This is a genomic window from Plantactinospora sp. B24E8, assembly GCF_039871735.1.
Classification (GTDB): domain Bacteria; phylum Actinomycetota; class Actinomycetes; order Mycobacteriales; family Micromonosporaceae; genus Plantactinospora.
In genome coordinates this window covers 1-21,105 of sequence record NZ_JBDPMH010000038.1, presented here as the reverse complement: position 1 = coordinate 21,105, position 21,105 = coordinate 1, and the positions used below count along the sequence as shown (strand labels likewise).

22 protein-coding genes, 3 tRNA genes and 2 pseudogenes are annotated in these 21,105 nt (G+C 71.1%); 16 read left to right on the top strand and 11 right to left on the bottom strand.

The genetic code is table 11. The features are described from left to right. Positions 1 to 92 precede the first annotated feature (92 nt). A complete protein-coding gene (locus tag ABGB21_RS31860) occupies positions 93 to 491 on the bottom strand; it encodes a hypothetical protein (protein ID WP_347654498.1) in 399 nt (132 codons plus the stop codon). Positions 492 to 988: 497 nt separating this feature from the next. On the opposite strand from ABGB21_RS31860, the gene ABGB21_RS31855 reads away from it, so the two are divergent. Together ABGB21_RS31855 and ABGB21_RS31850 are read left to right on the top strand one after the other, a co-directional pair. Further along, on the top strand, positions 989 to 1,519 hold the full coding sequence (locus ABGB21_RS31855; protein ID WP_347654499.1) for a peptidylprolyl isomerase: 531 nt from the start codon (positions 989 to 991) through the stop codon (positions 1,517 to 1,519). Between the two features lie 55 nt (positions 1,520 to 1,574). Further along, a complete protein-coding gene (locus tag ABGB21_RS31850) occupies positions 1,575 to 2,489 on the top strand; it encodes a rhomboid family intramembrane serine protease (protein WP_347654500.1) in 915 nt (304 codons plus the stop codon). Between the two features lie 68 nt (positions 2,490 to 2,557). Here the strand turns inward: ABGB21_RS31850 and ABGB21_RS31845 are convergent, their stop codons facing one another. Next, the gene (locus tag ABGB21_RS31845) at positions 2,558 to 2,971 is read right to left on the bottom strand and encodes a PH domain-containing protein (RefSeq protein ID WP_347680995.1); all 414 of its coding nucleotides are present in this window, start codon (positions 2,969 to 2,971) and stop codon (positions 2,558 to 2,560) included. Positions 2,972 to 3,212: 241 nt separating this feature from the next. Between ABGB21_RS31845 and ABGB21_RS31840 the strand changes: the two genes are divergently transcribed. The 3 genes and pseudogenes from ABGB21_RS31840 (at position 3,213) to ABGB21_RS31830 (ending at position 6,034) form a co-directional block, all read left to right on the top strand. Next, the gene (locus tag ABGB21_RS31840; RefSeq protein WP_347680932.1) at positions 3,213 to 4,409 is read left to right on the top strand and encodes an acetyl-CoA C-acyltransferase; all 1,197 of its coding nucleotides are present in this window, start codon (positions 3,213 to 3,215) and stop codon (positions 4,407 to 4,409) included. A gap of 59 nt (positions 4,410 to 4,468) precedes the next feature. Then, a pseudogene (locus tag ABGB21_RS31835) lies at positions 4,469 to 4,909 on the top strand (hypothetical protein); the annotation flags it as partial. 420 nt (positions 4,910 to 5,329) lie between these two features. Next, entirely contained in the window at positions 5,330 to 6,034 is a 705-nt protein-coding gene (locus ABGB21_RS31830) for a glycosyltransferase family 2 protein (protein ID WP_347654503.1), read from the top strand. Between the two features lie 37 nt (positions 6,035 to 6,071). Here the strand turns inward: ABGB21_RS31830 and ABGB21_RS31825 are convergent, their stop codons facing one another. Continuing rightward, the gene (locus tag ABGB21_RS31825) at positions 6,072 to 6,971 is read right to left on the bottom strand and encodes a transketolase (RefSeq protein ID WP_347680930.1); all 900 of its coding nucleotides are present in this window, start codon (positions 6,969 to 6,971) and stop codon (positions 6,072 to 6,074) included. A gap of 1 nt (position 6,972) precedes the next feature. Then, complete coding sequence (locus ABGB21_RS31820; RefSeq protein ID WP_347680928.1) at positions 6,973 to 7,671, bottom strand: transketolase; 699 nt, start codon at positions 7,669 to 7,671, stop codon at positions 6,973 to 6,975. A gap of 79 nt (positions 7,672 to 7,750) precedes the next feature. Between ABGB21_RS31820 and soxR the strand changes: the two genes are divergently transcribed. Further along, complete coding sequence (soxR, locus tag ABGB21_RS31815; protein ID WP_347654506.1) at positions 7,751 to 8,248, top strand: redox-sensitive transcriptional activator SoxR; 498 nt, start codon at positions 7,751 to 7,753, stop codon at positions 8,246 to 8,248. On the opposite strand, the gene ABGB21_RS31810 is transcribed toward soxR, so the two are convergent. After that, entirely contained in the window at positions 8,215 to 9,192 is a 978-nt protein-coding gene (locus ABGB21_RS31810; protein WP_347680926.1) for an NAD(P)H-quinone oxidoreductase, read from the bottom strand. The genes soxR and ABGB21_RS31810 overlap by 34 nt on opposite strands. 170 nt (positions 9,193 to 9,362) lie before the next feature. On the opposite strand from ABGB21_RS31810, the gene ABGB21_RS31805 reads away from it, so the two are divergent. Next, a tRNA-Ser gene (locus ABGB21_RS31805) sits at positions 9,363 to 9,449 on the top strand. A 196-nt stretch (positions 9,450 to 9,645) separates the two neighbouring features. On the opposite strand, the gene ABGB21_RS31800 is transcribed toward ABGB21_RS31805, so the two are convergent. Next, positions 9,646 to 10,422 (bottom strand): GntR family transcriptional regulator, encoded by a 777-nt coding sequence (locus ABGB21_RS31800; RefSeq protein WP_347654508.1) that lies wholly within the window; start codon positions 10,420 to 10,422, stop codon positions 9,646 to 9,648. 177 nt (positions 10,423 to 10,599) lie between these two features. Here ABGB21_RS31800 and ABGB21_RS31795 point away from each other — a divergent pair, with 177 nt between their 5' ends. The 4 genes from ABGB21_RS31795 (at position 10,600) to ABGB21_RS31780 (ending at position 12,846) form a co-directional block, all read left to right on the top strand. Continuing rightward, complete coding sequence (locus ABGB21_RS31795; RefSeq protein WP_347680924.1) at positions 10,600 to 10,860, top strand: hypothetical protein; 261 nt, start codon at positions 10,600 to 10,602, stop codon at positions 10,858 to 10,860. Positions 10,861 to 11,254: 394 nt separating this feature from the next. Continuing rightward, positions 11,255 to 11,671, top strand: coding sequence for a hypothetical protein (locus ABGB21_RS31790; protein ID WP_347654510.1), 417 nt, complete (start codon positions 11,255 to 11,257; stop codon positions 11,669 to 11,671). Positions 11,672 to 11,848: 177 nt separating this feature from the next. Next, positions 11,849 to 12,187 (top strand): hypothetical protein, encoded by a 339-nt coding sequence (locus ABGB21_RS31785; RefSeq protein WP_347654601.1) that lies wholly within the window; start codon positions 11,849 to 11,851, stop codon positions 12,185 to 12,187. A gap of 116 nt (positions 12,188 to 12,303) precedes the next feature. Beyond that, on the top strand, positions 12,304 to 12,846 hold the full coding sequence (locus ABGB21_RS31780) for a YbhB/YbcL family Raf kinase inhibitor-like protein (RefSeq protein ID WP_347654511.1): 543 nt from the start codon (positions 12,304 to 12,306) through the stop codon (positions 12,844 to 12,846). A gap of 69 nt (positions 12,847 to 12,915) precedes the next feature. Here the strand turns inward: ABGB21_RS31780 and ABGB21_RS31775 are convergent, their stop codons facing one another. Beyond that, positions 12,916 to 13,626 carry a class I SAM-dependent methyltransferase gene (locus ABGB21_RS31775; RefSeq protein ID WP_347654512.1) on the bottom strand — a complete coding sequence of 237 codons (711 nt, stop codon included), beginning with the start codon at positions 13,624 to 13,626 and terminating at the stop codon, positions 12,916 to 12,918. A 295-nt stretch (positions 13,627 to 13,921) separates the two neighbouring features. Further along, on the bottom strand, positions 13,922 to 14,701 hold the full coding sequence (locus ABGB21_RS31770; RefSeq protein ID WP_347654595.1) for a ferric iron reductase: 780 nt from the start codon (positions 14,699 to 14,701) through the stop codon (positions 13,922 to 13,924). 425 nt (positions 14,702 to 15,126) lie between these two features. On the opposite strand from ABGB21_RS31770, the gene ABGB21_RS31765 reads away from it, so the two are divergent. Next, on the top strand, positions 15,127 to 16,653 hold the full coding sequence (locus ABGB21_RS31765; RefSeq protein WP_347654513.1) for a peptide deformylase: 1,527 nt from the start codon (positions 15,127 to 15,129) through the stop codon (positions 16,651 to 16,653). Between the two features lie 93 nt (positions 16,654 to 16,746). Here ABGB21_RS31765 and ABGB21_RS31760 read toward each other — a convergent pair whose 3' ends face one another. Further along, positions 16,747 to 17,862, bottom strand: a complete 1,116-nt coding sequence (locus tag ABGB21_RS31760) for a globin domain-containing protein (protein ID WP_347680922.1) — start codon at positions 17,860 to 17,862, stop codon at positions 16,747 to 16,749. Between the two features lie 171 nt (positions 17,863 to 18,033). Here ABGB21_RS31760 and ABGB21_RS31755 point away from each other — a divergent pair, with 171 nt between their 5' ends. Further along, entirely contained in the window at positions 18,034 to 18,939 is a 906-nt protein-coding gene (locus ABGB21_RS31755) for a CPBP family intramembrane glutamic endopeptidase (protein WP_347680920.1), read from the top strand. On the opposite strand, the gene ABGB21_RS31750 is transcribed toward ABGB21_RS31755, so the two are convergent. Next, complete coding sequence (locus ABGB21_RS31750) at positions 18,900 to 19,673, bottom strand: hypothetical protein (RefSeq protein ID WP_347680918.1); 774 nt, start codon at positions 19,671 to 19,673, stop codon at positions 18,900 to 18,902. The genes ABGB21_RS31755 and ABGB21_RS31750 overlap by 40 nt on opposite strands. 97 nt (positions 19,674 to 19,770) lie before the next feature. On the opposite strand from ABGB21_RS31750, the gene ABGB21_RS31745 reads away from it, so the two are divergent. The 3 genes from ABGB21_RS31745 (at position 19,771) to ABGB21_RS31735 (ending at position 20,726) form a co-directional block, all read left to right on the top strand. After that, complete coding sequence (locus ABGB21_RS31745; RefSeq protein WP_347654517.1) at positions 19,771 to 20,007, top strand: hypothetical protein; 237 nt, start codon at positions 19,771 to 19,773, stop codon at positions 20,005 to 20,007. 521 nt (positions 20,008 to 20,528) lie between these two features. Then, positions 20,529 to 20,619 (top strand) — tRNA-Ser (locus tag ABGB21_RS31740). A gap of 34 nt (positions 20,620 to 20,653) precedes the next feature. After that, positions 20,654 to 20,726: transfer RNA gene (locus ABGB21_RS31735), tRNA-Arg, on the top strand. A 283-nt stretch (positions 20,727 to 21,009) separates the two neighbouring features. Here ABGB21_RS31735 and ABGB21_RS31730 read toward each other — a convergent pair. Beyond that, positions 21,010 to 21,105, bottom strand: a pseudogene (locus ABGB21_RS31730) (IS982 family transposase); the annotation flags it as partial.

The following is a 21,105-nucleotide window of genomic DNA, read 5'->3' as shown; positions in this document are numbered from 1 at the left end:
TGCCGGAACGCCACGGCGTGGGGAACGGAGCCGTCACCCCACGCCGTGGTCGTCTCGTCCGCCCGGCGCCGGCCGGGCCGCGGGTCCCGCGCTCAACTGCTGCGGTTGCGGGACGCCGCGCCGCCGGTGCCGAGCAGGTCGTCCGACTTCTGCTCGCCCCTGGCCCCGGCCTTCTTGGCGCCGTCGGTCACCGCCGCACCAGCGCTGATCTTCTCCGTGACCGCACCGACGCGGTCCGTCATCTTCTCCATTGGCGACGACTTCGGCGAGCCCGGTTCACGGACCGCGCCGCCCGCCGAACTGCCCATGATCGTCGCGGCGTCCCCGCGTACGGTGTCCAACGCCGCCGCCGGGTCGTACTCGTCCCAGGGTTGCTGCTGCTCCCGCCGGCGCATCGCCACCGCGCCCATCGCCCCGGCGACCGCCCCCGCGACCAGCAAACCGGTCAGCATCGGCCAGCGTCGGCGCAGCATCGAATTCTTCTTCCGCATCGCTTTCACTCTCTTCGACCTCGCCTCGAGGGCGACCGAGCCGGCCTGACGGGCGCCTGCGGCGGCGGCCACGGCCAACGGCGCCACCCTGGTCATCGCCGATTCCCAACCGTCCGACGCGGTCCGCCGTACCCTGGTCGCCGTCGGCGAGAGGTAGTCCCGGGCGGCGTACGCCCGCGGCCCTACCGCCGCCCCGACCCCTGACGCGGCGTGGTTGGCCGCCCGCGCCAGATGATCAAGACTCTCGCCCAGCTCGTCCCTGACGAGCTGCCTGTGGGAAGTGCGCCCCCCGAATCCGAACACCGGTCCCCACCTCCTTGGGTGTTGTTCCTCCGTCATCCTGCACCCTCGGATGCGCCCGCACCTGCAGAACGGGCACATGGGAGGATCCGCATGGAACCACCACCCGTACGTCGGCGGCGGACCTGGGCGCCGGCGGGGAGGTCCGGTCCGGCCGGCCCGGTCGGACCGGCGAACACATCGAACAAGGAGTATTCGTGGCCGAGGCCGTCTACGCGACCCTGCACACCAACGCCGGCGCGATCCGGCTGGAACTCTTCCCGAACCACGCGCCGAAGACCGTCAGCAACTTCGTCGAACTGGCTGAGGGCACCCGGCCGTACACCGACCCGCGTACCCGGCAGCCGGGCAGCGGGCCGTACTACGACGGCACCATCTCGCACCGGATCATCAGCGGGTTCATGATCCAGATGGGTGACCCGACCGGCACCGGTACGGGTGGCCCGGGTTACAACTTCGCCGACGAGTTCCACCCGGACCTGCGGTTCGACCGCCCGTACCTGCTGGCGATGGCGAACGCCGGACCCGGCACCAACGGCTCGCAGTTCTTCATCACCGTCGCGCCGACCCCGCACCTGAACAACCGGCACACCATCTTCGGCCAGGTCGCCGACGAGGAGTCCGCGAAGGTCGTCGAGGCGATCTCGAAGGTGCCGACCGGCGCGATGGACCGTCCGGTCCAGGACGTGGTCATCGAGCGCGTCGAGATCCAGCGTCAGGGCGCCTGACGTCGATCCCGGGTACCTTTGCGTCCATGGCCGAATCAGCAAGCTCAGTGACGGCATGAGCGAGTCGCCGCCGACCACGCCGGTCTGCTACCGCCATCCGGGTCGGGAGACGTACGTCCGGTGTACCCGGTGTGAGCGGCCGATCTGCCCGGACTGCATGCGGGAGGCCTCGGTCGGGCACCAGTGCCCGGAGTGTGTGGCCGAGGGCCGTCGTAGCCAGCGGCCGGTGCGTACCGCCTTCGGGGGCGGTGCCGCCGGTCGCCAGGGCTACGTCACCAAGGTGCTGATCGGGATCAACGTCGCGGTCATGCTGCTCTCGATCCTGTCGGCCCGATCCGGCGAGTCGATCGCCGGGGGCGGGCTCGGGGGTCTGCTCGGCGGGTCGACCCCGCTCACCAACTGGGGGGCGGTGCTCGGCCTGTGGGCCCCGTTCGGCCCGTTCGGGCCGCAGGACGGGATCGCGGCCGGGGACTACTACCGGCTCATTACGGCGATGTTCCTGCACTACGGCATCGTGCACCTGGCGCTGAACATGTGGGCGCTCTGGATGCTCGGTCGGACGCTGGAGGCCACCCTCGGCCCGCTGCGGTTCCTGGCGCTCTATCTGGTCGCCGGGTTCGGTGGCAACGTGGCGGCGTACCTGTTCACCAATCCGATGAGGGAGACCGCCGGCGCCTCGACGGCGATCTTCGGTCTCTTCGCCGCGCTCTTCGTGATCATGCGCCGGCTGGGTCGGGACACCTCGTCGGTGATTCCGGTCCTGGTGGTCAACCTGGTCATCACGTTCGCCGTACCGGGCATCTCGATCGCCGGGCACCTGGGTGGTCTGGTGACCGGGGCGGCGATGGCTCTGGTGCTGGCCTACGCCCCACGGGGCCGTCGCACCCTGTTCCAGGCCGGTGGTGGGGTGCTGATCGGGTTGGTGCTGGCCGGACTGACCCTGATCCAGACCGCCGCGCTGGTCGGCTGACCAGCGCCCGGTCTGCCAGGGCCGCCGGCGCCGGCGACGCGGCGGGAAGGGCAGGCTCCGCCGGCTGGTCAGCGGGGCGGCTCGCCGGTGACACCGGTCGAGTGGGTCGCCTGGAGTCGGCGGAGCGTCTCGGCGACCTCGGTCGGCGCGGTGCCGAGGTCGTACCGGCTGAACAGGTGCAGCGACTCGCCGGCGTCGACCTCCAGCGTCTCGGTACGCAGTCCGAGCCGGGGCCGGGTGTCGACCCGGATCCGTTCGACCGCCGTCCACGGCAGGTGCCGTTGACCGGCGTACCCGCTGATCACCGTGATGCCGGCGGGGTGGGCGGTGAGCCGGACCGGCGCGACCAGGTCCCGTACTCCCCAGACCAGCAGGCCGGCGGCGGCCACCACCGCGATGCCGAGTTGTACCGGGTCGTTGTCGTTGGCGGCGAGCAGCGCGCCGAGCGCGACGAGCAGCACCGCAGCGCCGATCTTGACCATCGGCAGCACCGGCTGGACCCGCCAACCCGGGGCCGCACCCTCCGAACCGGACGATGGGCCGGCCGATGGGCCGGCCGATGGGCGCGGCTGCCCGGGGTGATCCGGGTCCGGCTGCCCGGTGCGGTCGATCGGCTCGTCGTAGCGGTCGGCAGGCACGGATCCAGGATGCCAGGAACATGGCCGGTGGGATCGGCCGCTGTTGACGGTACGATCGGAGCAGACAAGTTACTGGGGAGTAGACATGGCGGACGCGGTCATCGTCGGTGCGGTACGGACCCCGGTCGGGCGGCGCCGGGGAGCGCTGGCCGGAGCACATCCGGTCGACCTGTCGGCGCAGGTGCTGCGCGCCCTCGCCGAACGGACCGGGCTCGACCCGGGCGACGTGGACGACGTGATCTGGGGCTGCGTCTCCCAGGTCGGCGAGCAGGCCTGGAACGTCGGGCGTAACGCCGTACTCGCGGCGGGTTGGCCGGAGTCGGTGCCCGGCACCACGCTCGACCGGCAGTGCGGTTCCAGTCAGCAGGCGCTGCACTTCGCCGCCGCGGCGGTGCTGGCCGGCCAGGCGGACCTGGTGGTCGCCGGCGGGGTGGAGTCGATGACCCGGGTGCCGATGGGCAGCAGCGTGGCGTCCCCGGCCGCCGGCCCGACGCCGACCGGGCTGCCCTACGGCGACCAGGTGCGCAACCGCTACCGGGACCGGGAGGGCTTCGCCGCCGATGAGCCGGTGCCGTTCAACCAGGGGGTCGGCGCCGAGCTGATCGCCCGCCAGTGGGGACTGAACCGGCGTCAGCTCGACGAGTTCGCGCTGGCCAGCCACGAAAAGGCGGCCACCGCCCAGGACGCCGGTGCGTTCGAGCCGGAGATCGTCCCGGTCGAGGTGCCGGACGGGGCCAAGGTCGTCGCGGACGAGGGCATCCGCCGGGACACCACCCTGGAACGGCTCGCCGAGCTGCCCACCCCGTTCCGGGCCGACGGTGTGGTCACCGCCGGCTCCGCCTCGCAGATCTCCGACGGCGCCGCCGCGCTCGCGGTGACCAGCTCCGACTGGGCCCGGCGGCACGGCCTCCGGCCGCTGGCCCGGATCCACACCGCCGTGGTCGCCGCCGCCGACCCGGTGCTGATGCTCACCGCACCGATCCCGGCCACCGCGAAGGCGTTGCGCCGCGCCGGGCTCGGCATCGAGGAGATCGGGGTGTACGAGGTCAACGAGGCGTTCGCCCCGGTGCCGCTGGCCTGGCTGGCCGAGACGGAGGCGGATCCGGCCCGGCTCAACCCCCGGGGTGGCGCGATCGCCCTCGGTCATCCGCTCGGCGGATCCGGTGCCCGGATCATGACCACGATGCTGCAACACATGCGGGACAACGGCATCCGGTACGGCCTGCAGACCATGTGCGAGGGCGGCGGGATGGCGAACACCACCATCGTGGAACTTCTATAAAATCATTCTCGTCCATGTCCTGGCCGCGTCATCCCCGGCGGCGTGTCGTTGGAACGGGCATGGATGTGTTCGTCCGTACGTTCCTGCCGGCCGCCGCCGAGACCGGGGTGACCAGCCCGACCGTGAGTCGGCACCTGCCGGTCCTGCGCAGCTGTGTGCAGGCCGGGGACGCCGCCGTCCTGGTGGCCCGATGTATCCGCCCCGAGCAGCCGACCTGTAGCTATCTGCTGCTGCTGACCGCCCGCCGGCTGGTGGTGACCGAGCAGAGCCGGGTGCTGCAGCGGCTGCGGCTGCACCTCAACACCGAGTTGCGGCACCTCAGCAACGCCGCCTGGACCCCGGACCCGCGTACGTCGGTGCTCGAACTGGCCGCGACCGCGGTGGACGGCGTACGGGAACGGTTTCTGATCCGGGCCGACCGGCCCAGCCAGCTGTGGCAACTCGACGCCCTGTTCAATCACGTCTTCCGAGCGAAGATGACAACTCGGGTAGCACGGCCGGTTGCCTCCGCCGCTCCGGCCACTGTTCCGGTCGCCGGAGCCGGGCTGCCGGTTCCGACGCCGGCGGCCCCGGCAGCCGTGCCGGCTGGGCGGGGCGTCCGGGCCGTACCGCCCCGGCGGCCCGCGACGGGTGGCCCGTCGACCGGCTCGGGCCGGGCACCGAAGTTCCGTCCCGCGCTCGCCCGTTGACCCGCTCGCCCGTTGACAGACCGGTTCGTCGACCCGCCGACCCGTCGGCGGATCAGCCCGGATCGGGCCGGAACTGCCAGGTCGTGGGAGGGGCATTGCGGGGCGGCCAGTGGCCGGCGACGATCGTCGGAAGGACCCTCACCTGCGCTCGTGCGCGGCACCAGGCATTGTGAAGGCTGCCGATCAGGCTAGGCTAGGGCCCGATTCGTCGTCCGCACCGTGGAGATCCCCGTGAAGCTCTCGATCCTCATGCCGGTCTACAACGAGGAAGAACGCATCGCGGACGCCCTCAAGCAGGCTCTCGCGGTCGACTACCCGTGCGAGATCGAACTTGTTGTCGTCGACGACGGTAGCCGCGATGGTACCGGAGAGATTCTCGGCCGGGCAGACGACTCCCGGCTCCGGGTGATCACCCATCCGCGCAACGCGGGCAAGGGCGCGGCGATCAAGACCGCGGTCGACAACGCCGAGGGTGAGTACATGGTCATCCTCGACGCCGACCTGGAGTACGACCCGCAGGACATCCCGAAGCTGCTCGCCCCGGTGCTGGACGGCCGGGCCACGGTGGTCTACGGAAATCGGACGTTCGGCAGCCACAGCGCCTACAGCTTCTGGTACGTGATGGGCAACAAGGCGGTCACCACCGCCGCCAACGTGCTGTTCAACTCCTACATCGGCGACCTGGAGACCTGCTTCAAACTGCTGCCGATCGCGCTCTACCGCTCGCTGGACGTCCGCTCCCGGGGCTTCGGGATGGAGGCCGAGGTGACCGGCAAGCTGCTCCGCCGCCGGATCCGGCCGTACGAGGTGCCGATCAGCTACCGGGCCCGGGGCCGCGAGGAGGGCAAGAAGATCACCTGGAAGGACGGCGTCGAGGCGCTCTGGATCCTGGGCCGGGAACGTACCCGCCGCCGGGAGCAGGCCGAACGGCGCTGAGCGCCCCGAACTGCCGCGTGGGTGGTTGGCCAGCCGGTCAGCCGAGAAAGGCGCTGATCGAACGGCGCAGCCCGGCCGCGTCCAGGCCGTGCCACCGGGCGTGGTCCGCCGCAGTGCCGTACCGGCGCAGGTCGGTGCGGCCCACGCCGAGGGCGAGCAGCCGGTGCGGTACGTCCGCCAGCCCCTCGCCGAGCACCGCGCTCGACGTACCGGCCAGGTACGGCTCGACCAGGACCACCGCCGGGGCGACCGAGGCGTCCGGCGTCGGCAGCAGTTCCCGCAGGCCGGCGATGTCGAACGGACGCGGGGTGTGGGTGTACGCCACGGTGACGTCCAGTCCGGCGATCGCCGCCAGCAGCGGATGCAGCATCGGGCCGACCGCCACCACGACCGGTGCCACCGGGCTGCCCCGGTGCACCACGGTCAACCGTCCGGCACCCGGTCGGGGCAGGTCGTTGACCTGGGTGGAGAGCCGCAGGTAGACCGGCTCGTCATGCCGGGCCGCGGCGCGGAGCAGCGCGGGTACCTCGGCCGGATGCCCGGGTACGTGCACCGTCCAGCCGGTGAGCGTGTCGACCAGCGCCACGTCGGCGGGGGACAGGTGGGTGCGCCCCATCTCCGCTCCGTCGTAGGAGGCGCCGACGCTGACCACGACCGCCCCCACCCCCTGGTGGTCGAGGTCGAGCTTGAGCTGCTCGTACGTCCGGTCGATCGCGAACGTGGCGTACGAGTGCACGATCGGGCGCATCCCGGTCAGCGCCAGCCCGCCGGCGACCCCGACCATCAACTGTTCGCGGATCCCGACGTTGAGCACCCGGTCCGGGTGCCGCCGGGCGGCGTCGACGAACCGGTCGGCGGAGATGTCGGCGAGCACCAGGGCGGTACGCGGATCGTTCTCCAGCAGGTCGGTGGTGGTCTGTACGAACGCGTCCCGCATCTCAGTACTCCTTGGGGGCGACGGCGGCCACGACGACGTGTGGCCGACCGGGGTGTCGGGTGGTCAGGGCTTCCGCCAACTCGTCGTGGTCGTGCCCGTCGACGGTCGAGGCGGTCCAGCCGTTGACGGTGAACCGGCTGGCGATCCCGCCGGGCCAGCCGTGGCTGGCGGAGCGGTTGTCGACCACGATCGCGGTCAGCGCGTCGAGTCCGGTCGCGCCGGCGTAGGCGATCGCCTCGTGGTTGGCTCCCTCGTCGAGTTCGGCGTCGCCGAGCAGGACGTACACCCGGGGTTCGGTCAGGCCCTGGGCCCGCAGCCCGAGTACGGTGCCGACGGCCAGTCCGAGTCCGTGGCCGAGTGAACCGCTGCCGATCTCGACGCCGGGGACCAGCAGCCGGTCGGGGTGGTGGCCGAGCCGGCTCTCCGGGCCGGCCAGGTCGTCGAGCCAGTGTTCCGGGATGAACCCCTTGGCGGCGAGTACGGCGTAGTAGGCGGCCGGTCCGTGTCCCTTGGAGAGCAGGAAGCGGTCCCGGTCGGGGGCGTCGACCGTTTCCGGGCTGATCCGGAGCACCCGGTCGTAGAGCACCCACAGCACGTCGAGGGTGGAGTGCGCGCTCGGCGCGTGTTTCTCGTCGCCGGTGAGCCGGCGCAGCAGCGGCCCGAGCACGGGCCGGGTCGGGGTGGAACTCGGCGTTGTCATGTCACTACCCTGCAAGTTGAAGTGCGCTTCAACTCAAGACCTTGTGACGAGGGATTTCGATATGTGGGAGGGGCGGAGGGTGCGGCACGAGACGCTGACCATCGGAGAGCTGGCGGCGCGGTCCGGGGTGGCGACGTCGGCGTTGCGTTACTACGAGCGGCTGGGGCTGATCCGGGCCGGCCGGACCAGCGGCAATCAGCGCCGGTTCGACCGGGCCGAGATCCGCCGGGTGTCGTTCATCCGGATCGCCCAGCAGGTCGGGGTGTCGCTGGACGAGATCCGGACGGCGTTGGCGACGCTGCCCGAGTCACGTACCCCGACCAAGGCCGACTGGGCGCGGCTCTCCACGCTCTGGCGAAGTCGGCTGGACGCGCAGATCGCGCTGCTCACCGGGCTCCGCGACCGGCTGAGTGGCTGCATCGGCTGCGGCTGCCTGTCACTGCGTAGCTGCGCCCTCTACAACCCGGACGACCAGCTGGCGGCGAACGGTCCCGGCCCGCACCGCCTGCTGCCCCGGCAGCCGGTCGCGGAGCAGTCGACGGATCAGCCGACGGTGAGCAGCACCTTGCCGAAGTGATCGCTGGCGTCGACGAGCCGGTGCGCCTCGGCGGCCTCGCTCATCGGCAGCCGGTGGTGGACGATCGGCCGGATCGCACCCGACTCGATCAGCGGCCAGACCTCCTCGCGCACCCCCCGGACGATCGCCGCCTTCTCCGCCGCCGGCCGGGACCGCAGTGCGGTCGCAGCCACCGACCCCCGCTTGGCCAGCAGTTCGGCGAGGTTCAGCTCACCCTTGCGGCCACCCTGCAGCCCGATCACCACGATCCGGCCGCCGGTGGCCAGCGCCGTGACGTTCCGTCCCAGGTACGACCCGCCCATGATGTCCAGGATCACGTCGGCGCCCCGGCCGTCGGTGGCCCGCTTCGCCGCCTCGACGAAGTCCTCGGTCGTGTAGTCGATCGCGAGCGCGGCGCCGAGCTCCCGCAGCCGTTCGTGCTTGTTGGCCCGGGCGGTGACCAGCACGGTCGCGCCGAGTGCGGTGCCGAGCTGGATCGCGAAGGTCCCGATGCCGCTGCCGCCGCCGTGCACCAGCAGTGTCTCGCCGATGCCGAGCCGGGCGAGCTGCACGACGTTCGACCAGACCGTGCAGGCGACCTCCGGCAAGGCCGCCGAGTCGGCCAGGTCGACACCGTCGGGCACCGGCAGCAGCTGCCCGGCGGGGACCGCGACCCGCTCCGCGTAGCCGCCGCCGCTGAGCAGCGCACAGACCGGCTGGCCCAGCTCCCAGCCGGTCACCTCGGGCCCGAGCGCGCTGACCACCCCGGCGCACTCCAGACCCGGGTACGGCGACGCGCCGGCCGGCGGCGGATAGAACCCCTGCCGTTGCAGCAGGTCAGCCCGGTTGACCGCACTGGCCCGGATGTCGATCACCACCTCGCCCGGCCCCGGGGTCGGATCGGGGACCTCGGCCCAGACGAGCGCGTCGGGTCCACCGGGCTCGGGGATGGTGATCGCCTTCATTCGTACAGTCTTACCCGATCCATGTTTCGGCGCGCGCCCCCGGGCCGATCACGATGGTGCGCTCGCAGCCGCCCGGCGGGACTTCGGGAGACCGGGTACGCGCGTCAGGTGGACGCTCGTGGCAGACTAGGCACGGCCGCGACCGCCGTATCGCCGGCGACCGTGGCCCAGGAGGGCTCGCCTAGTGGCCGATGGCGCTGGTCTTGAAAACCGGTAGGGCGGCAACGTCCTCGTGGGTTCGAATCCCACGCCCTCCGCTTCCTGGACAGCAAAAACGCCCCCTGACCAGCGCGAACGCCGGTCAGAGGGCGTGCCTTTGGCTAGTGAGTCGGTCTCACTTCGTCTCGCCAGGGGTTGGTGTGGCTCACCAATCGTGTCGTTCACCTGTCGGCGGTCCCGGGCTCCTCCTCGACCGGATCCCCAGTTCTCGACGCGCCTGCGACACGTGTCGCATCAGGTTACGTCGATCCAGTAGTCCAGCTCGACCCGGTCAGCGGGTATGACGATGTCGGTGGCAACCTCGACAACGCGCTCACCGGCGTACGTCTGGCGGGTGATCGTCACGACCGGCACCCCACCAGGGATCTTCAGGGTCTCGATCTCGTCTTTCAGTGGCATCCGTGCGCGAACCCGTTCCCGGATGCCGGTGATGACCACGCCGAGGCTGTGGAGTTGACCGGTGTTGCCACCGGGCCAGGGCTCGCGGTCCGGGTCGGCCACCGGCGTGCCGCGAACCATGTCCAGTAGCAAGGACGACGTGGACATCTGCTGCGGCACGCCCTGGGCGCGGAACACGAAGCGCCGCTCCAGCAGCGGCGTTCCCGGTCCGATGCCGAACAGCTCGGCGGTTGTCGTATCGGCAGGGACCTCGCGGAATTCCTTGTCCAGCCGGTAATCCGACCAGTCGATCTGCTGGTCCGACGTGAACGAGGTGCCCAGCTCGCCGCTGCGGACCTGCTCCAGCTCGCGTCGATACCGGTCGGAGCCGAGTCGGCGTACCGGTAGCACAGGCCGGGCGTAGGTGCCCCGCCCCATCTCGGTGACCGCCAGCCCTTCGGTTCGGAGCAGCGCAATCGCCTCGCGCACCGTGCCGCGTGCCACGCCGAACTCCTCGATGAGGGCTGACTCGGACGGCAGGATGCTGCCGGGCGGAATCGCGCCGGACATGATCCTGCGGCGAAGTTCGTCTGCGACCTGGCGGTAGCGGGGCCGGTCGTGCGGGGTAGGCACGTCGGTCACCGTACCCCCGATCAACGTCGTCGCAATGGGTTGTCCTCGCCCCGGCTTACCCGTCTAGACAGGCTGTCTGTACGGGAGTAGCTTAACGTCCAAGCGGCCGGCACGGTAGGTGATCTAGGGGTAGGCGCTTCCGGGCCGGTCGCCCACGATCCAGCGGCTGAGGAGGCGATGGTGGGTATCCGGACATGGTGGAGGCGGCGTCGGGCGGCGGCGCCGTTCAAACGACATGCCGTCGAGGTTCTGCGGGTCGCCGTCGAACGCGACGCGGCTGAGGCGGCGCTGGCCCGGCAGCGGGTCATCGACCTGGCTCGGCGGCAGCGCGACGAGCGCGACCGGCGGCTCACGATGAGCTGGGTGGGACCGACCATGATTAACGGCCTGCCGCTGCTTACCTACGGTCAGAGCCGCCAATACCGGGTGGGTCGATGAACGTCGACCCGCAGCCGGAGCTGCCACCCGCGTCCGCCACCGCCGCCGTCGTCAGGGCGCTGACCAGCGAGACTGCCCGTCGCCATCGCGACCCCGCAGCCACCCCACCGCCGATCGTGACGCCGACCCTGACGGTCCCTGATGTCGAATCCGGCACCATTCTCAAGCTCCGCCCCGACGAGCGGTCCCACTGCGCCAGTCTCCCGATCGGCTCGTACGTCGACATGTCCGTCTCCCGGATCCATCGGAATGTGACCAGGCTTGACGAGGCGGGTCTCTGGGTCTGGGTCGTCGGTCATGAACAGCCGCGGTGTTCCCACACCACGACGCCCGCACACGGGTCGTGGCTACACCTGATGGTGCGGGTCGACGCTCTCACTAAGGCGGCCCGGCGATGATGATGCCCGAGGGGCGCCCGCGCTTCGCCATCGAAGACGCGTACCGGATCATCACCGCCCACGCGGAGGGTCGAGGTTGCCAGGAGTGTCGTCCGGGCTGGTGTCCGACCCAGGAGTGGGCGCTCTGGGTCGTGGTGACGGCCGGCCGGCAGCTTCCAGCCCAGCTGCGGCCGATGGTGACGGTGGTGGCTCGGCTTGTCATGACCGCCCACTGGCCGCGCGGCATCGACGGCTGCCGGCCGTGCGGCCAACCGGACTGCGGCCGGATCATCGTCGCCGGGTCCTGGCTGGAGACACACGATCCGGGCTGGGCTCCGCCGCAGCTCCGGGCGGTGCTGCCCAGTCGGGTGCCGTCGGACGAGGAGTTACGCCGGATCACCGGCATCGGCGAGTCCGGGTCCGGCCCGGGATGAGGGTGGCTCGATCCGTCACGTGGGAAGTGTCGGACGGCTGGTTGACGGGGATGCGGTGCGATCTACTAACCTACCCAAAGTAATCGCCTGGTGATCCTGTGTAGGTGCCGGTTTGGGTTGGTGGGGGTCCGACCGGCCTGCCCCCGAGTGGGCGGACGACGTGAAGCGAGGGCATGCATGGAGCTGCTGTCCCCGGTGCAGGTGCGGAACCGACTGATCCTGGTGGCTCGCCGGATCGTCGCCGAGCACACCCCGGACCGTGAGGGAATCTGTCCGATCTGTGGCGTACTGCATTGTGAGGCGCTCGCCGTCGCGCTCGGCTACCTGGCCCGGGTGGAACGTCCGGAGCCACCGCTCGTGGTCGAGATCCACCGTCGGGCGGCCGTACCGCCGCCCGGGGTCACCGCCGCCGAGCTGCGGCGTACCGCCGACACCGCGCCGGGGACGGAGGCATGGGTCGACGACCTGCCGGAGCGACGGTCCTGGGACGGGACCGGGGGATGCCCCGGGCGCTGAGAAGTCGGCGACCCGGGGGTGAGGTGCGGCGGGTGGCGGCCGCGTCAACGGGTAGAAAGGGACCCGGCACCGCCGATTCGGTGGGGCCACCTGAAGCGCTGAAAGGACCTCTTTCGATGACCCTTGACCGACCGATTCCGCCCGACCCGTACGCGGTGCTGCCGGCCGTACCGGAGTTCACGGTGACCAGCGCGGACGTCCAGGACGGCGAGCAGATGCCGGCGGAGTTCGGGCACCCCAGCGTGGGCGGGCAGAACCTCTCCCCGCAGCTCGCCTGGTCGGGCTTTCCCGCTCAGACCCGCAGCTTCACGGTGACCTGCTACGACCCGGACGCGCCGACCGGCAGCGGATTCTGGCACTGGGTCCTGGTGAACGTCCCCGCCGACGTGACCGAGCTGCCGAAGGGCGCCGGAAGCGACTCGTCGGCCGGCGTGCAGGGTGCGTTCAGCGTCCGTAACGACTACGGCGAGCAGTCGTACGGTGGTTCGGCGCCGCCGGCCGGGGACCGTCCACACCGGTACGTCTTCGCGGTGCACGCCCTCGACGTCGAGCAGCTCGAGGTCACGCCGGACGCCAGCCCGGCGTACGTCGGCTTCAACCTGACGTTCCACACCCTGGCGCGGGCGGTGATCCGCCCGACGTACCAGGTGAAGGGCTGACGGTGAACCGGGCCGGCATCGCCATCCGGGACTGATCGGGGTGATGCCGGCCCGTGGCCCCGCGAACAGTCAGGCGGGGACCCGGGCGACGGCGAAGACCGACTGGCCGAACGGCGGACGGACCACCTGCTCGGCGGCCTTGGTCACCGGCAGGACGAGGGTGTCGTACACCTTGACCATCGGGCCTTCCTTCGGCATCAGCCGGAAGACGTTGGTCGCCATGTAGTAGCCGATCAGGCCGAGCGCGTTGGCGTAGTGCAGGGTCTCGACCTGCAGTCCCGCCTCCTCCAGGGCCGCCCGCATGGTCTTCTTGGTGTAGCGGCGCACGTGCCCGGTGGCGATGTCGGCCGGGCCCATCGCGAACTCGAAGGCCGGCACGATCAGGACGATCGCCCCGCCGGGCCGGACCAGGCCGCGCATGCTGCGCAGCGCGCCGACGTGGTCCTCGATGTGCTCCAGCACGTTGTAGGAGACGGCCGCGCTGTAGTCGCCCTGCTCGTTGGTGGGCAGCAGCATCTGCCGGACCTCGATGTTCGGTTCGCCGGAGAGCCGCTCCTTCAGGGCGATCAGCCGGTCCGGGTCCGCCTCGGTGGCGGTGAAGCGCTGCAGGAACGGGGCCCACTCGATGGCGTAGTCGCCCAGGCCACTGCCGATCTCGATCGCGTTGTCACCGAGGTACGGCAGGGCCAGCTCGACGAACCAGCGCCGGTGGTTGACGGCGGTGGCGAGGCCCTCGAGCACCTCTTCCTGAACCCGCTGATCTCCAGTTATTTCTGCCATGCGTCGATTCCTCACGCTCTGACTCGACTTGCACTGGACCGACAGAGTGAACCATCTACGACGACCGTAGGGAAATTGGGGCACTCGTGCGAGCCGAACTCATGACTTGCACTTCGGTTGTGACCAGTTCGGGGGTGTTTTGTTACCAGACCAGCCCGACGATATCTCGACCGCCCTCGCAGGTTGTACCGACCCGATTACGACCCGGTGTCGGTTCGTCGATCTCGCCCTCCCCGTCAGGGTCCCGGCCGACAGCCGGAGCGGACCCGGTGCGCCCGGAAGAGATCGACGGCGGTCAGGCGGAGCGCAGGCAGCAGCCGGTGCAGACCTTCGGCTGCGGCAGGGTGAAGGCCAGACAGCAGGTCCTGCGCTGCACGGTCAACTCCCCGGCCGGGCCGGGGACCAGGTCGATCAGGTCCGCCACGCCGAGGGTCTCCAGCAGGGTGCCGATCGTCTCCGCCGAGCCGCCGGGCAGCGAGTCGGCGGCCCGCAGCACCCCGTGCGCCACCCCGGAGGCGACCGAGCCGAGCAGCGTACGGGCACCGAGCCGGACCTGGCCGTGCATCGCGTCGAGCAGCGGGGTGAGGTGGGCGTCGAGCAGTGAGGTGCGCAGGACGTCCAGGAGTTCCGCCTCGTCCGCCACGACCCGGATCTCGGGAAGGTCGGTCAGGGCCAGCGGGTCCGACGGAAGCACCGCGATGGTGGTGCAACGCCGCAGGCCGATCTTGAGCAGCGGCCGGTGCGCCTCGAGATGGACCAGGACGTTCTCCGGGTGCAGCAGTGGCACCCGCCGGGCCGAGGCCCAACCGAGCGCCACCGGCAGGCAGAGCCAGTAGGCGTAGCCCTTCCAGGTCAGCGCGGCGGCGGCGTGCGGGGTGGCGTTCCAACGCTGCCGGGCGGCGGCCAGCACCTCGGGCAGCCGGGTGCCGTCGACCAGTTCGGTGGCCGGGGACCAGCCCGGCTCGTCGGCGACGAGCAGGCCGGTCGCGAGCCCGGGCAGGTCGTCGGTGCCGAAGGCGGCGCGCAGCGTGGCGGTCACCGGAGCCAGGGGTGCGGCGGTCCGGTCGCCGACCAGGACGGTCACGCGGAGTCGCCAAGGCGTCGCGGGGTGGAGTGTCGCCATGCGGCCGGCGCCCCGGCCGTCAGCGGCCTGGTCTGCCCTGATGCCAGCAGTGCCACGGGATGTCCACCCTCCGGTTGACTAACTCATCGTCACCCTAGCCTACTAAGGCTAGGCTAACCAGAGTTAAGGCGATCACGTAGAGCTTCCGCCAAGGTTCCCGTCCGCCGGTCGGCTAATCGACTCCACCACGGCCGCCCACACACATCCGGCGGCGCCGACCGGACAGCGACTCCCGGCGGGTCGGACCGGGGTTGGTCAGCGGATCGGGGAGGATCAGAGAAGCTGGCCGAAATGTCAAGCCATTGTCGCGAACGCGGCAGTTCTGTCAGACTGGGCGGCTTGGCCGGCAGACTGAGATTCCCGGCCAGAGGAATGTGATGACGACCTCGCCTATCGAACGGGCTGCCGACTCGTTCGCGGCCGAGCTGTCCCGCCGACGGGTCGAGCGGGGCATGACCAAGAAACAGCTCGCGGCCCGAATGGGTTTCGACCCGTCGTACGTCAGCCACGTGGAGGGCCGCCGCCACCGACCGACCGAGGACTTCGCCCGGCGGGCCGAGGCCGTGCTCGGCGCGTCCGGCGCGATCTGGCAGCGCTTCCAGGAATACGACGAACTCCGGCAGGCCCGCACCACCGCCGTCGCCCACCGGGACCCGCCGGTCCCCGAGCAGTGGATGCCGCCCGGCACCGGACTGATCGTCGAACAGGAGACCGCGACCCTCGCCTTCCACGACGACGCGTACCGCTGCGTGATTCGGCGGGCGCTCTACAACGCCGGCACCGAGCCGGTGACCCGCTACCTGGTCCGGATCGCCGTCGACCGCTACCCCAACGACCCGGCCCGGTCCAACCGGCACCACCGGGAGAACCCGCTCACCTTCGCCGAGCTGGACCTGCAGGCGTACTGCGACGACCAGGGCACCCGTGAGTCGATGGAGTGGCGCAAGAAGCACGACCGGGACGCGTTCAAGGAGGTGTGGCTGCTCTTCGAGAACGCCGACGGGCGGTTCCCGCTCTACCCCGGCGAACGGGTCACCACCGAGTACTCGTACCGGGTCAGCCAGGACAAGTGGGGCCAGTGGTTCCAGCGGGCCGTACGGCTGCCCACCCGGCGGCTCGCGCTCCGCCTCGACCTGCCGTTGGAGCTCGACCCGCAGGTCTGGGGAGTGGAGATCTCGCTGTCGGCCGAGGAAGGGCCGCTGCGTACCCCGTTGCAACGCCGCGACGACGACGGCCGGGCACTCTTCGAGTGGTCCACCGACGAACCGCCGCTCAACGCCCGCTACCGGCTCGAATGGCGGTACCGCGCCCAACCGGCGCCGCCGGCCCCCGCCCCGGCCGAACCACCGGCCCGGGCCAGCGACCGGATGCGCGCCGCCGGCATCGTGCAGCTCGGCGCCGACCTGCTCCGACAGCCGGCCCGGCAGTTCGACCTGCCCCGCGACGAGGCGAACGCCCGGGACGTGGTCGCCCGGCTCCGCGCCGCCCTGGCCCGACTCGACGAACTGCACCCGTTCAACAAGGGCGTCGGGCTCGCCGCGCCGCAGCTCGGGCTCCCCTGGGCCGCCGCCCTGGTCCGGCCACCGGACCGGGAGGCCGAACCGGTGGTGCTGCTCAACCCACGGGTGGTCGACGCCGCGCTGGAGACCGACGAGCAGTACGAGGGCTGCCTCTCCCTGTTCGACCTGCGCGGCCTGGTCTCCCGGCCGTTGCGGCTCGACGTCGAACACGCCCGCTGGGACGGCGCCCGGGTGATCACGTCGTTCGAACTCGCCATGGCGCGGCTGGTCGCGCACGAGGTCGACCACCTGGAGGGGCGGCTCTACGTCGACCGGATGGACCCGGACGTGCCGCTGGTGCCGATCGAGGAGTACCGGGACACCGGCAACCCCTGGCGCTACTGAGGGCTTCTCCCTCCGGGAGAGGGGGAGCCGGGTCTCGTGCCCTGCGGGCAGGGCACGAGACCCGGCTTGGGGGGAGAGGAGGTCTAGAGGGGTCTAGAGGTCGCCGAAGGCGTCGTACCGGATGTTCTCCGGCGGTACGTCGTCCGCGGCCAGGGTCCGGAGCGCGGCGCGGACCAGCGCCGCCGAACCGGAGACGTAACAGTCGTGGGTGGTCCACGGGCCGTACCGGGCGAAGACCTCGGAGATCTCCCCCTGCTCGCCGACGAACCCGGGGTCGGCGCTGCAGGCCGGAATGATCGACAACCAGGGGTGGTTGGCCGCCAGTTCGTACAGCTCGGCGAGGCCGTACAACTCGTCACGGGTGGTCGCACCGGCGAAGACGTGCATCCACCGGGTGCGGTTGGTCCGGGCCAGTTCCTCGGCGAGCGCCTTGATCGGGGCGAGGCCGACCCCGCCGGCGACACAGAGCAGGTCCCGCTCCGAGTGCGGGTCCAGGACCATCGACCCCATCGGCGCGGCCAGTCGCAGCAGGTCACCGACCCGCACCCGGCGGACCAGCGCGCTGGAGACCCAACCGGCGCCGACCGACCGGACGTGGAACTCCAGGGTGTGGTCCTCGCGGGGCGCGTTCGCGATCGAGTACGTCCGCCACATCCGCGGCAGGTGCAGCGGCACCTCGACGCTGACGTACTGGCCGGCGCGGTACGGCAGCGGTCCGGTCAACGGTCGACAGGTCAGTACGGCGATGTCGCTGCCCCGCCGCTCGTGGCCGATCACCTCGGCGTGCCAGAACGGCGGATTCTCGTCGGCGGCCGCCCCGGCCTGCATCCTCTCCGCGATCGCCCGGTACGCGTCCCGCCACGCCTGGTCGTACTCGACACTCCACTGGTCGCCGGTGGCCTGCCGCAGCGCGTCCAGCAGCGCGGCGCCCATGGTGTCGTAGTGCTCTGGCTTGACGTGGTACTTCCGGTGGTCCCGGCCCAGGGCGCGGAGGTACTCGTCGAAGTTCTCCGGGTCGTCGATGGTCTGGACGGCGGTCACGATCGCCTCCAGCAGCCGGTCCCGCTGCCCGTCCATCTGGATCGGGAACAGGGCGCGCAGTGTGGGGTCGGAGAGGAACATCCGGGCGTAGAAGTATCCGGCGAGCTTGTCCCGCTGCTCCTCGACAAGGGTCCAGCTCTCCTTCAACAGCTGCGCGAGGTTGTCCATGACACCTTCCCGGTCGAGGGGCTCTGCGTGAGCCCGGTCAGGAGCCCTGCGCGAACAAGGATGACCACTCAGCGTTGATTCAGGTCGCACAGAGTGTGCGATCAGGGCGTACCGGGTGGGTGAACCGGTCGGCGGACCCCGGTCGCCGGCCCGATCGGGCACAGTTGTCGGGTGACGGTTGATCTCGCCCGGCCCCGCACCCGCCGGGTCCTGGGTACCGAGGTGCTGCTGGTCCTCGGGGTGTCGCTGGGCCAGTCCGCGATCTACTCGCTGGTGACGATCATCGCCCGGCTGACCGCCGACCGGCCACTGTCCCAGCAGACCGCGACGCTGAACGCCTCCCAGTCGACCCGGCCCTGGCTGGACCTCAGCTACCAGCTGCTGGGCATCCTCTTCGCGCTGGTGCCGGTGCTGCTCGCCGTACACCTGTTGAACCGGGACCGGGTCGGCGACCGGGCCGGGCTGCTGCTCGACCCGGCGCGGGTCCCGGGCCTCCCCGAGGCCCTCACCGGCCGGGCCCCGGCCCAGCCGGAACCCGCCGGCCAGACCGCAGGCCAGACCGCAGGCCAGCCGGAAGCCGCCGGGGCGCGGGTCCTGCTCGGCCTGGACCGACGGCGACCCGGCCACGACCTCGCCTGGGGGGCGGCGCTCGCCGCGGTGATCGGACTGCCCGGCCTCGGCCTGTTCTGGGTCGCCGCCCAGCTCGGCATCAACGCCACCGTCGTGCCGGCGAGCCTGCCGCAGCTCTGGTGGACGGTTCCGGTGCTGATCCTCTCCGCCGCGCAGAACGCGATCCTCGAAGAGGTCGTCGTGGTCGGTTACCTGATGACCCGACTACGGCAGATGGGCTGGCGGATCGGGGCGGTGATCGCGACCAGCGCCCTGCTGCGCGGCTTGTACCACCTCTACCAGGGATTCGGGGCGTTCCTCGGCAACGCGGTGATGGGCGTGGTCTTCGCGCTGTTCTTCCTGCGTACCCGACGGGTGCTGCCGCTGGTCGTGGCACACACCCTGCTCGACGTGGTCGCCTTCGTCGGCTATGCGCTACTGCCCCGCGACTGGTTCGACTGGCTCTGACCCGGCACCGCCGCCCGGTACAGGGTCGTGGCCCGGGCGGCGAGACGCTCGGTGGCGGTCGCGCCGGCGAGGCCGGCGGCCAGCGCCGTCGCCCCGGGCAGCCGCCGGGTGACCAGCCGCACCGCCAACCACCCGGTGGTACGCGCCAGCGTCGGCGCGCCGAGTCGCCAGGCGGCCTGGGTCATCCGGTCGGCCGGATTCGTGGTCGGCTCCACGTGGTGGCGGTTGCCCACCCGTTCGGCGGCGGCCAGGGCGGCGAGGGCGCTGGGCCGGTCCGGATGGATCCGGGTCAGCACCAGCAGGTCGGCGGCCCGGTCCGGCCCGGTCGGGTCGTGCCCGTACGCGGCGGCGAGCCGGAGCACCAGTTCGGTCTGGGACCAGACGAGTGTGACGAGTTCGGCGACCGGGGCGAGGACGCCGGTGCCGACCGAGAGGGCCGCCCCGACGGTGGAGAACCGGACATACCGCCGGGTGGCGAGCCGGGCCAGCCCGGCCGGGGTCGCGGCCGGGTAGGTCGCCCGCAGTCGCGCCGCCCAGGCCGCCGCCTCCGGCCCGAGCGCCTGTACGGCGGCCAGGGCGAGCAGTTCGGGGGCGTATCCCGGGTGGTCGAGGATCCACCGGGCCGCCGACGGTCGCGGTCCAGATTCCGGCGTACGTCCCGACGCCGCGTTTCCGCCGCCGACGGTTGCATCTTCCAGCAGGTTTGTTCCCGTGGTGGCGTTCTGCCTGCCCACAGCCTTCCCGGCTGGAGTCTTCCCAGTCGGAACTTCACTGGTCGGAGTCTCGCCGGCCGAGCCGGACAGTTCGGCCGAGCCTGCTACCCCGGCAGCCGTGGTCTTCCTCGCGGCCGGGGCTTTCTTGGCGGCCGTGGTCTTCTTGGCGGGGGCCTGCTTCGGGGTGCTCTCCGGCGGCTGTGGCGGGTTGTTTCCCGCCGAGGTGGCCTCGGTCACCTTTCCGGCCGCCTCTGGTGCGGCCTTCTTGACCGCCTTCCTGGTTGCCTTCTTCGCCACCTTCCGGACCGCACCGGCAGACGTGGGCGTCGCCGCGTCCGACGGCGGAACGCTCTGACCGGCGGCAGCGGCCTCGTCGGCTTCCGGTCGGTCTCCGGCGCCCGGGGTCGGCTCCTCGACCGGTACGGCCGTCGGCGGTGGTGTCCGCACGGCCGCCGGCGGCCTCGGATCAGCGCTCGGTGGCGGCTCCGGGCTCTCAGCCGGCGGCTTGAAGAGGACGGCCGGCGCGGTCTTCCGGCTCCGGGGCCGGGGCGCGGGAGCGGAGGACGGGGCCGCCTCCGGGTCAGCGTCAGGGTCCGCCGGCGGGGCGAAGGTGGCCTTGATCACCTCTGGGCGGCCTGGCGACCGTGGCTGTGAACGGCGGCGTGGAGACTCGGCGGGCGGCTGCTCCTCCATGGCACCCGAGCCTAGTCGCGGTGCGGCCTCCGCACCGGACGGGAATCGACGCAGATCGCCGGCGGGTCGGTGGGGCTGGTCACCGCCGAGGTCGTACGGCGGATCGGGCCCGCTCGGGAAAGCCGTTTTGCTCCGGTGGCGGCCTGCCCTGTATCCTCGGTCAACGTGGTCTGCTGACCACAGGGAGACTTCGCCTAGTCTGGTCTATGGCGCCGCACTGCTAATGCGGTTGGGGTCTTAAAGCCCCTCCCGGGTTCGAATCCCGGAGTCTCCGCGCTGAGATGGGTGTGTAGACTGACTCGGCACCTGCGCCCGTAGCTCAACGGATAGAGCATCTGACTACGGATCAGAAGGTTAGGGGTTCGAATCCCTTCGGGCGCACAAGTTTTACCAGGCAATACTCACGAGCTTAACTGGGATTCAGAGGCGTGTGGGGCACGTGTGGGTCACATCTGTGACCCACACGAGGGGCCTGGTTGGGCTGCGCTGAGCTGGGCTTTCGGGGTCGGCGCGCAGCGGAATCGCGTTTGGATGACGCCGATCCGCCCTTTTGTGCTGCGTTGATGATTCATTCGTCTGATGATCACGACGTGTGTGCTGCCTAGCCTGTCCCGGTGTCTTGGGGGATGAGTGGCTAGATGATTGAGTCCTAAATCTTTGCTGGTCAATGGTCGTACGCGATGAGTGATCGTGGGTTGGGTGCGCCGATGTTGGTGTTGTGCCAGATCACAGCGGCCAGAGCGAGGAGGCGCTGACCGAC

Excerpts from the sequence above, each read along its gene's own strand:
- ABGB21_RS31850 (WP_347654500.1), top strand. The coding sequence starts at position 1,575 with ATGAGCGAGTCGCCGCCGACCACGCCGGTCTGCTACCGCCATCCGGGT.
- ABGB21_RS31790 (WP_347654510.1), top strand. The coding sequence starts at position 11,255 with ATGATGATGCCCGAGGGGCGCCCGCGCTTCGCCATCGAAGACGCGTAC.
- ABGB21_RS31820 (WP_347680928.1), bottom strand. The coding sequence starts at position 7,671 with ATGACAACGCCGAGTTCCACCCCGACCCGGCCCGTGCTCGGGCCGCTG.
- ABGB21_RS31765 (WP_347654513.1), top strand. The coding sequence starts at position 15,127 with ATGACGACCTCGCCTATCGAACGGGCTGCCGACTCGTTCGCGGCCGAG.
- ABGB21_RS31810 (WP_347680926.1), bottom strand. The coding sequence starts at position 9,192 with ATGAAGGCGATCACCATCCCCGAGCCCGGTGGACCCGACGCGCTCGTC.
- ABGB21_RS31845 (WP_347680995.1), bottom strand. The coding sequence starts at position 2,971 with ATGGTCAAGATCGGCGCTGCGGTGCTGCTCGTCGCGCTCGGCGCGCTG.
- ABGB21_RS31775 (WP_347654512.1), bottom strand. The coding sequence starts at position 13,626 with ATGGCAGAAATAACTGGAGATCAGCGGGTTCAGGAAGAGGTGCTCGAG.
- ABGB21_RS31760 (WP_347680922.1), bottom strand. The coding sequence starts at position 17,862 with ATGGACAACCTCGCGCAGCTGTTGAAGGAGAGCTGGACCCTTGTCGAG.
- ABGB21_RS31785 (WP_347654601.1), top strand. The coding sequence starts at position 11,849 with ATGGAGCTGCTGTCCCCGGTGCAGGTGCGGAACCGACTGATCCTGGTG.
- ABGB21_RS31795 (WP_347680924.1), top strand. The coding sequence starts at position 10,600 with ATGGTGGGTATCCGGACATGGTGGAGGCGGCGTCGGGCGGCGGCGCCG.
- ABGB21_RS31825 (WP_347680930.1), bottom strand. The coding sequence starts at position 6,971 with ATGCGGGACGCGTTCGTACAGACCACCACCGACCTGCTGGAGAACGAT.
- ABGB21_RS31780 (WP_347654511.1), top strand. The coding sequence starts at position 12,304 with ATGACCCTTGACCGACCGATTCCGCCCGACCCGTACGCGGTGCTGCCG.
- ABGB21_RS31860 (WP_347654498.1), bottom strand. The coding sequence starts at position 491 with ATGCGGAAGAAGAATTCGATGCTGCGCCGACGCTGGCCGATGCTGACC.
- ABGB21_RS31840 (WP_347680932.1), top strand. The coding sequence starts at position 3,213 with ATGGCGGACGCGGTCATCGTCGGTGCGGTACGGACCCCGGTCGGGCGG.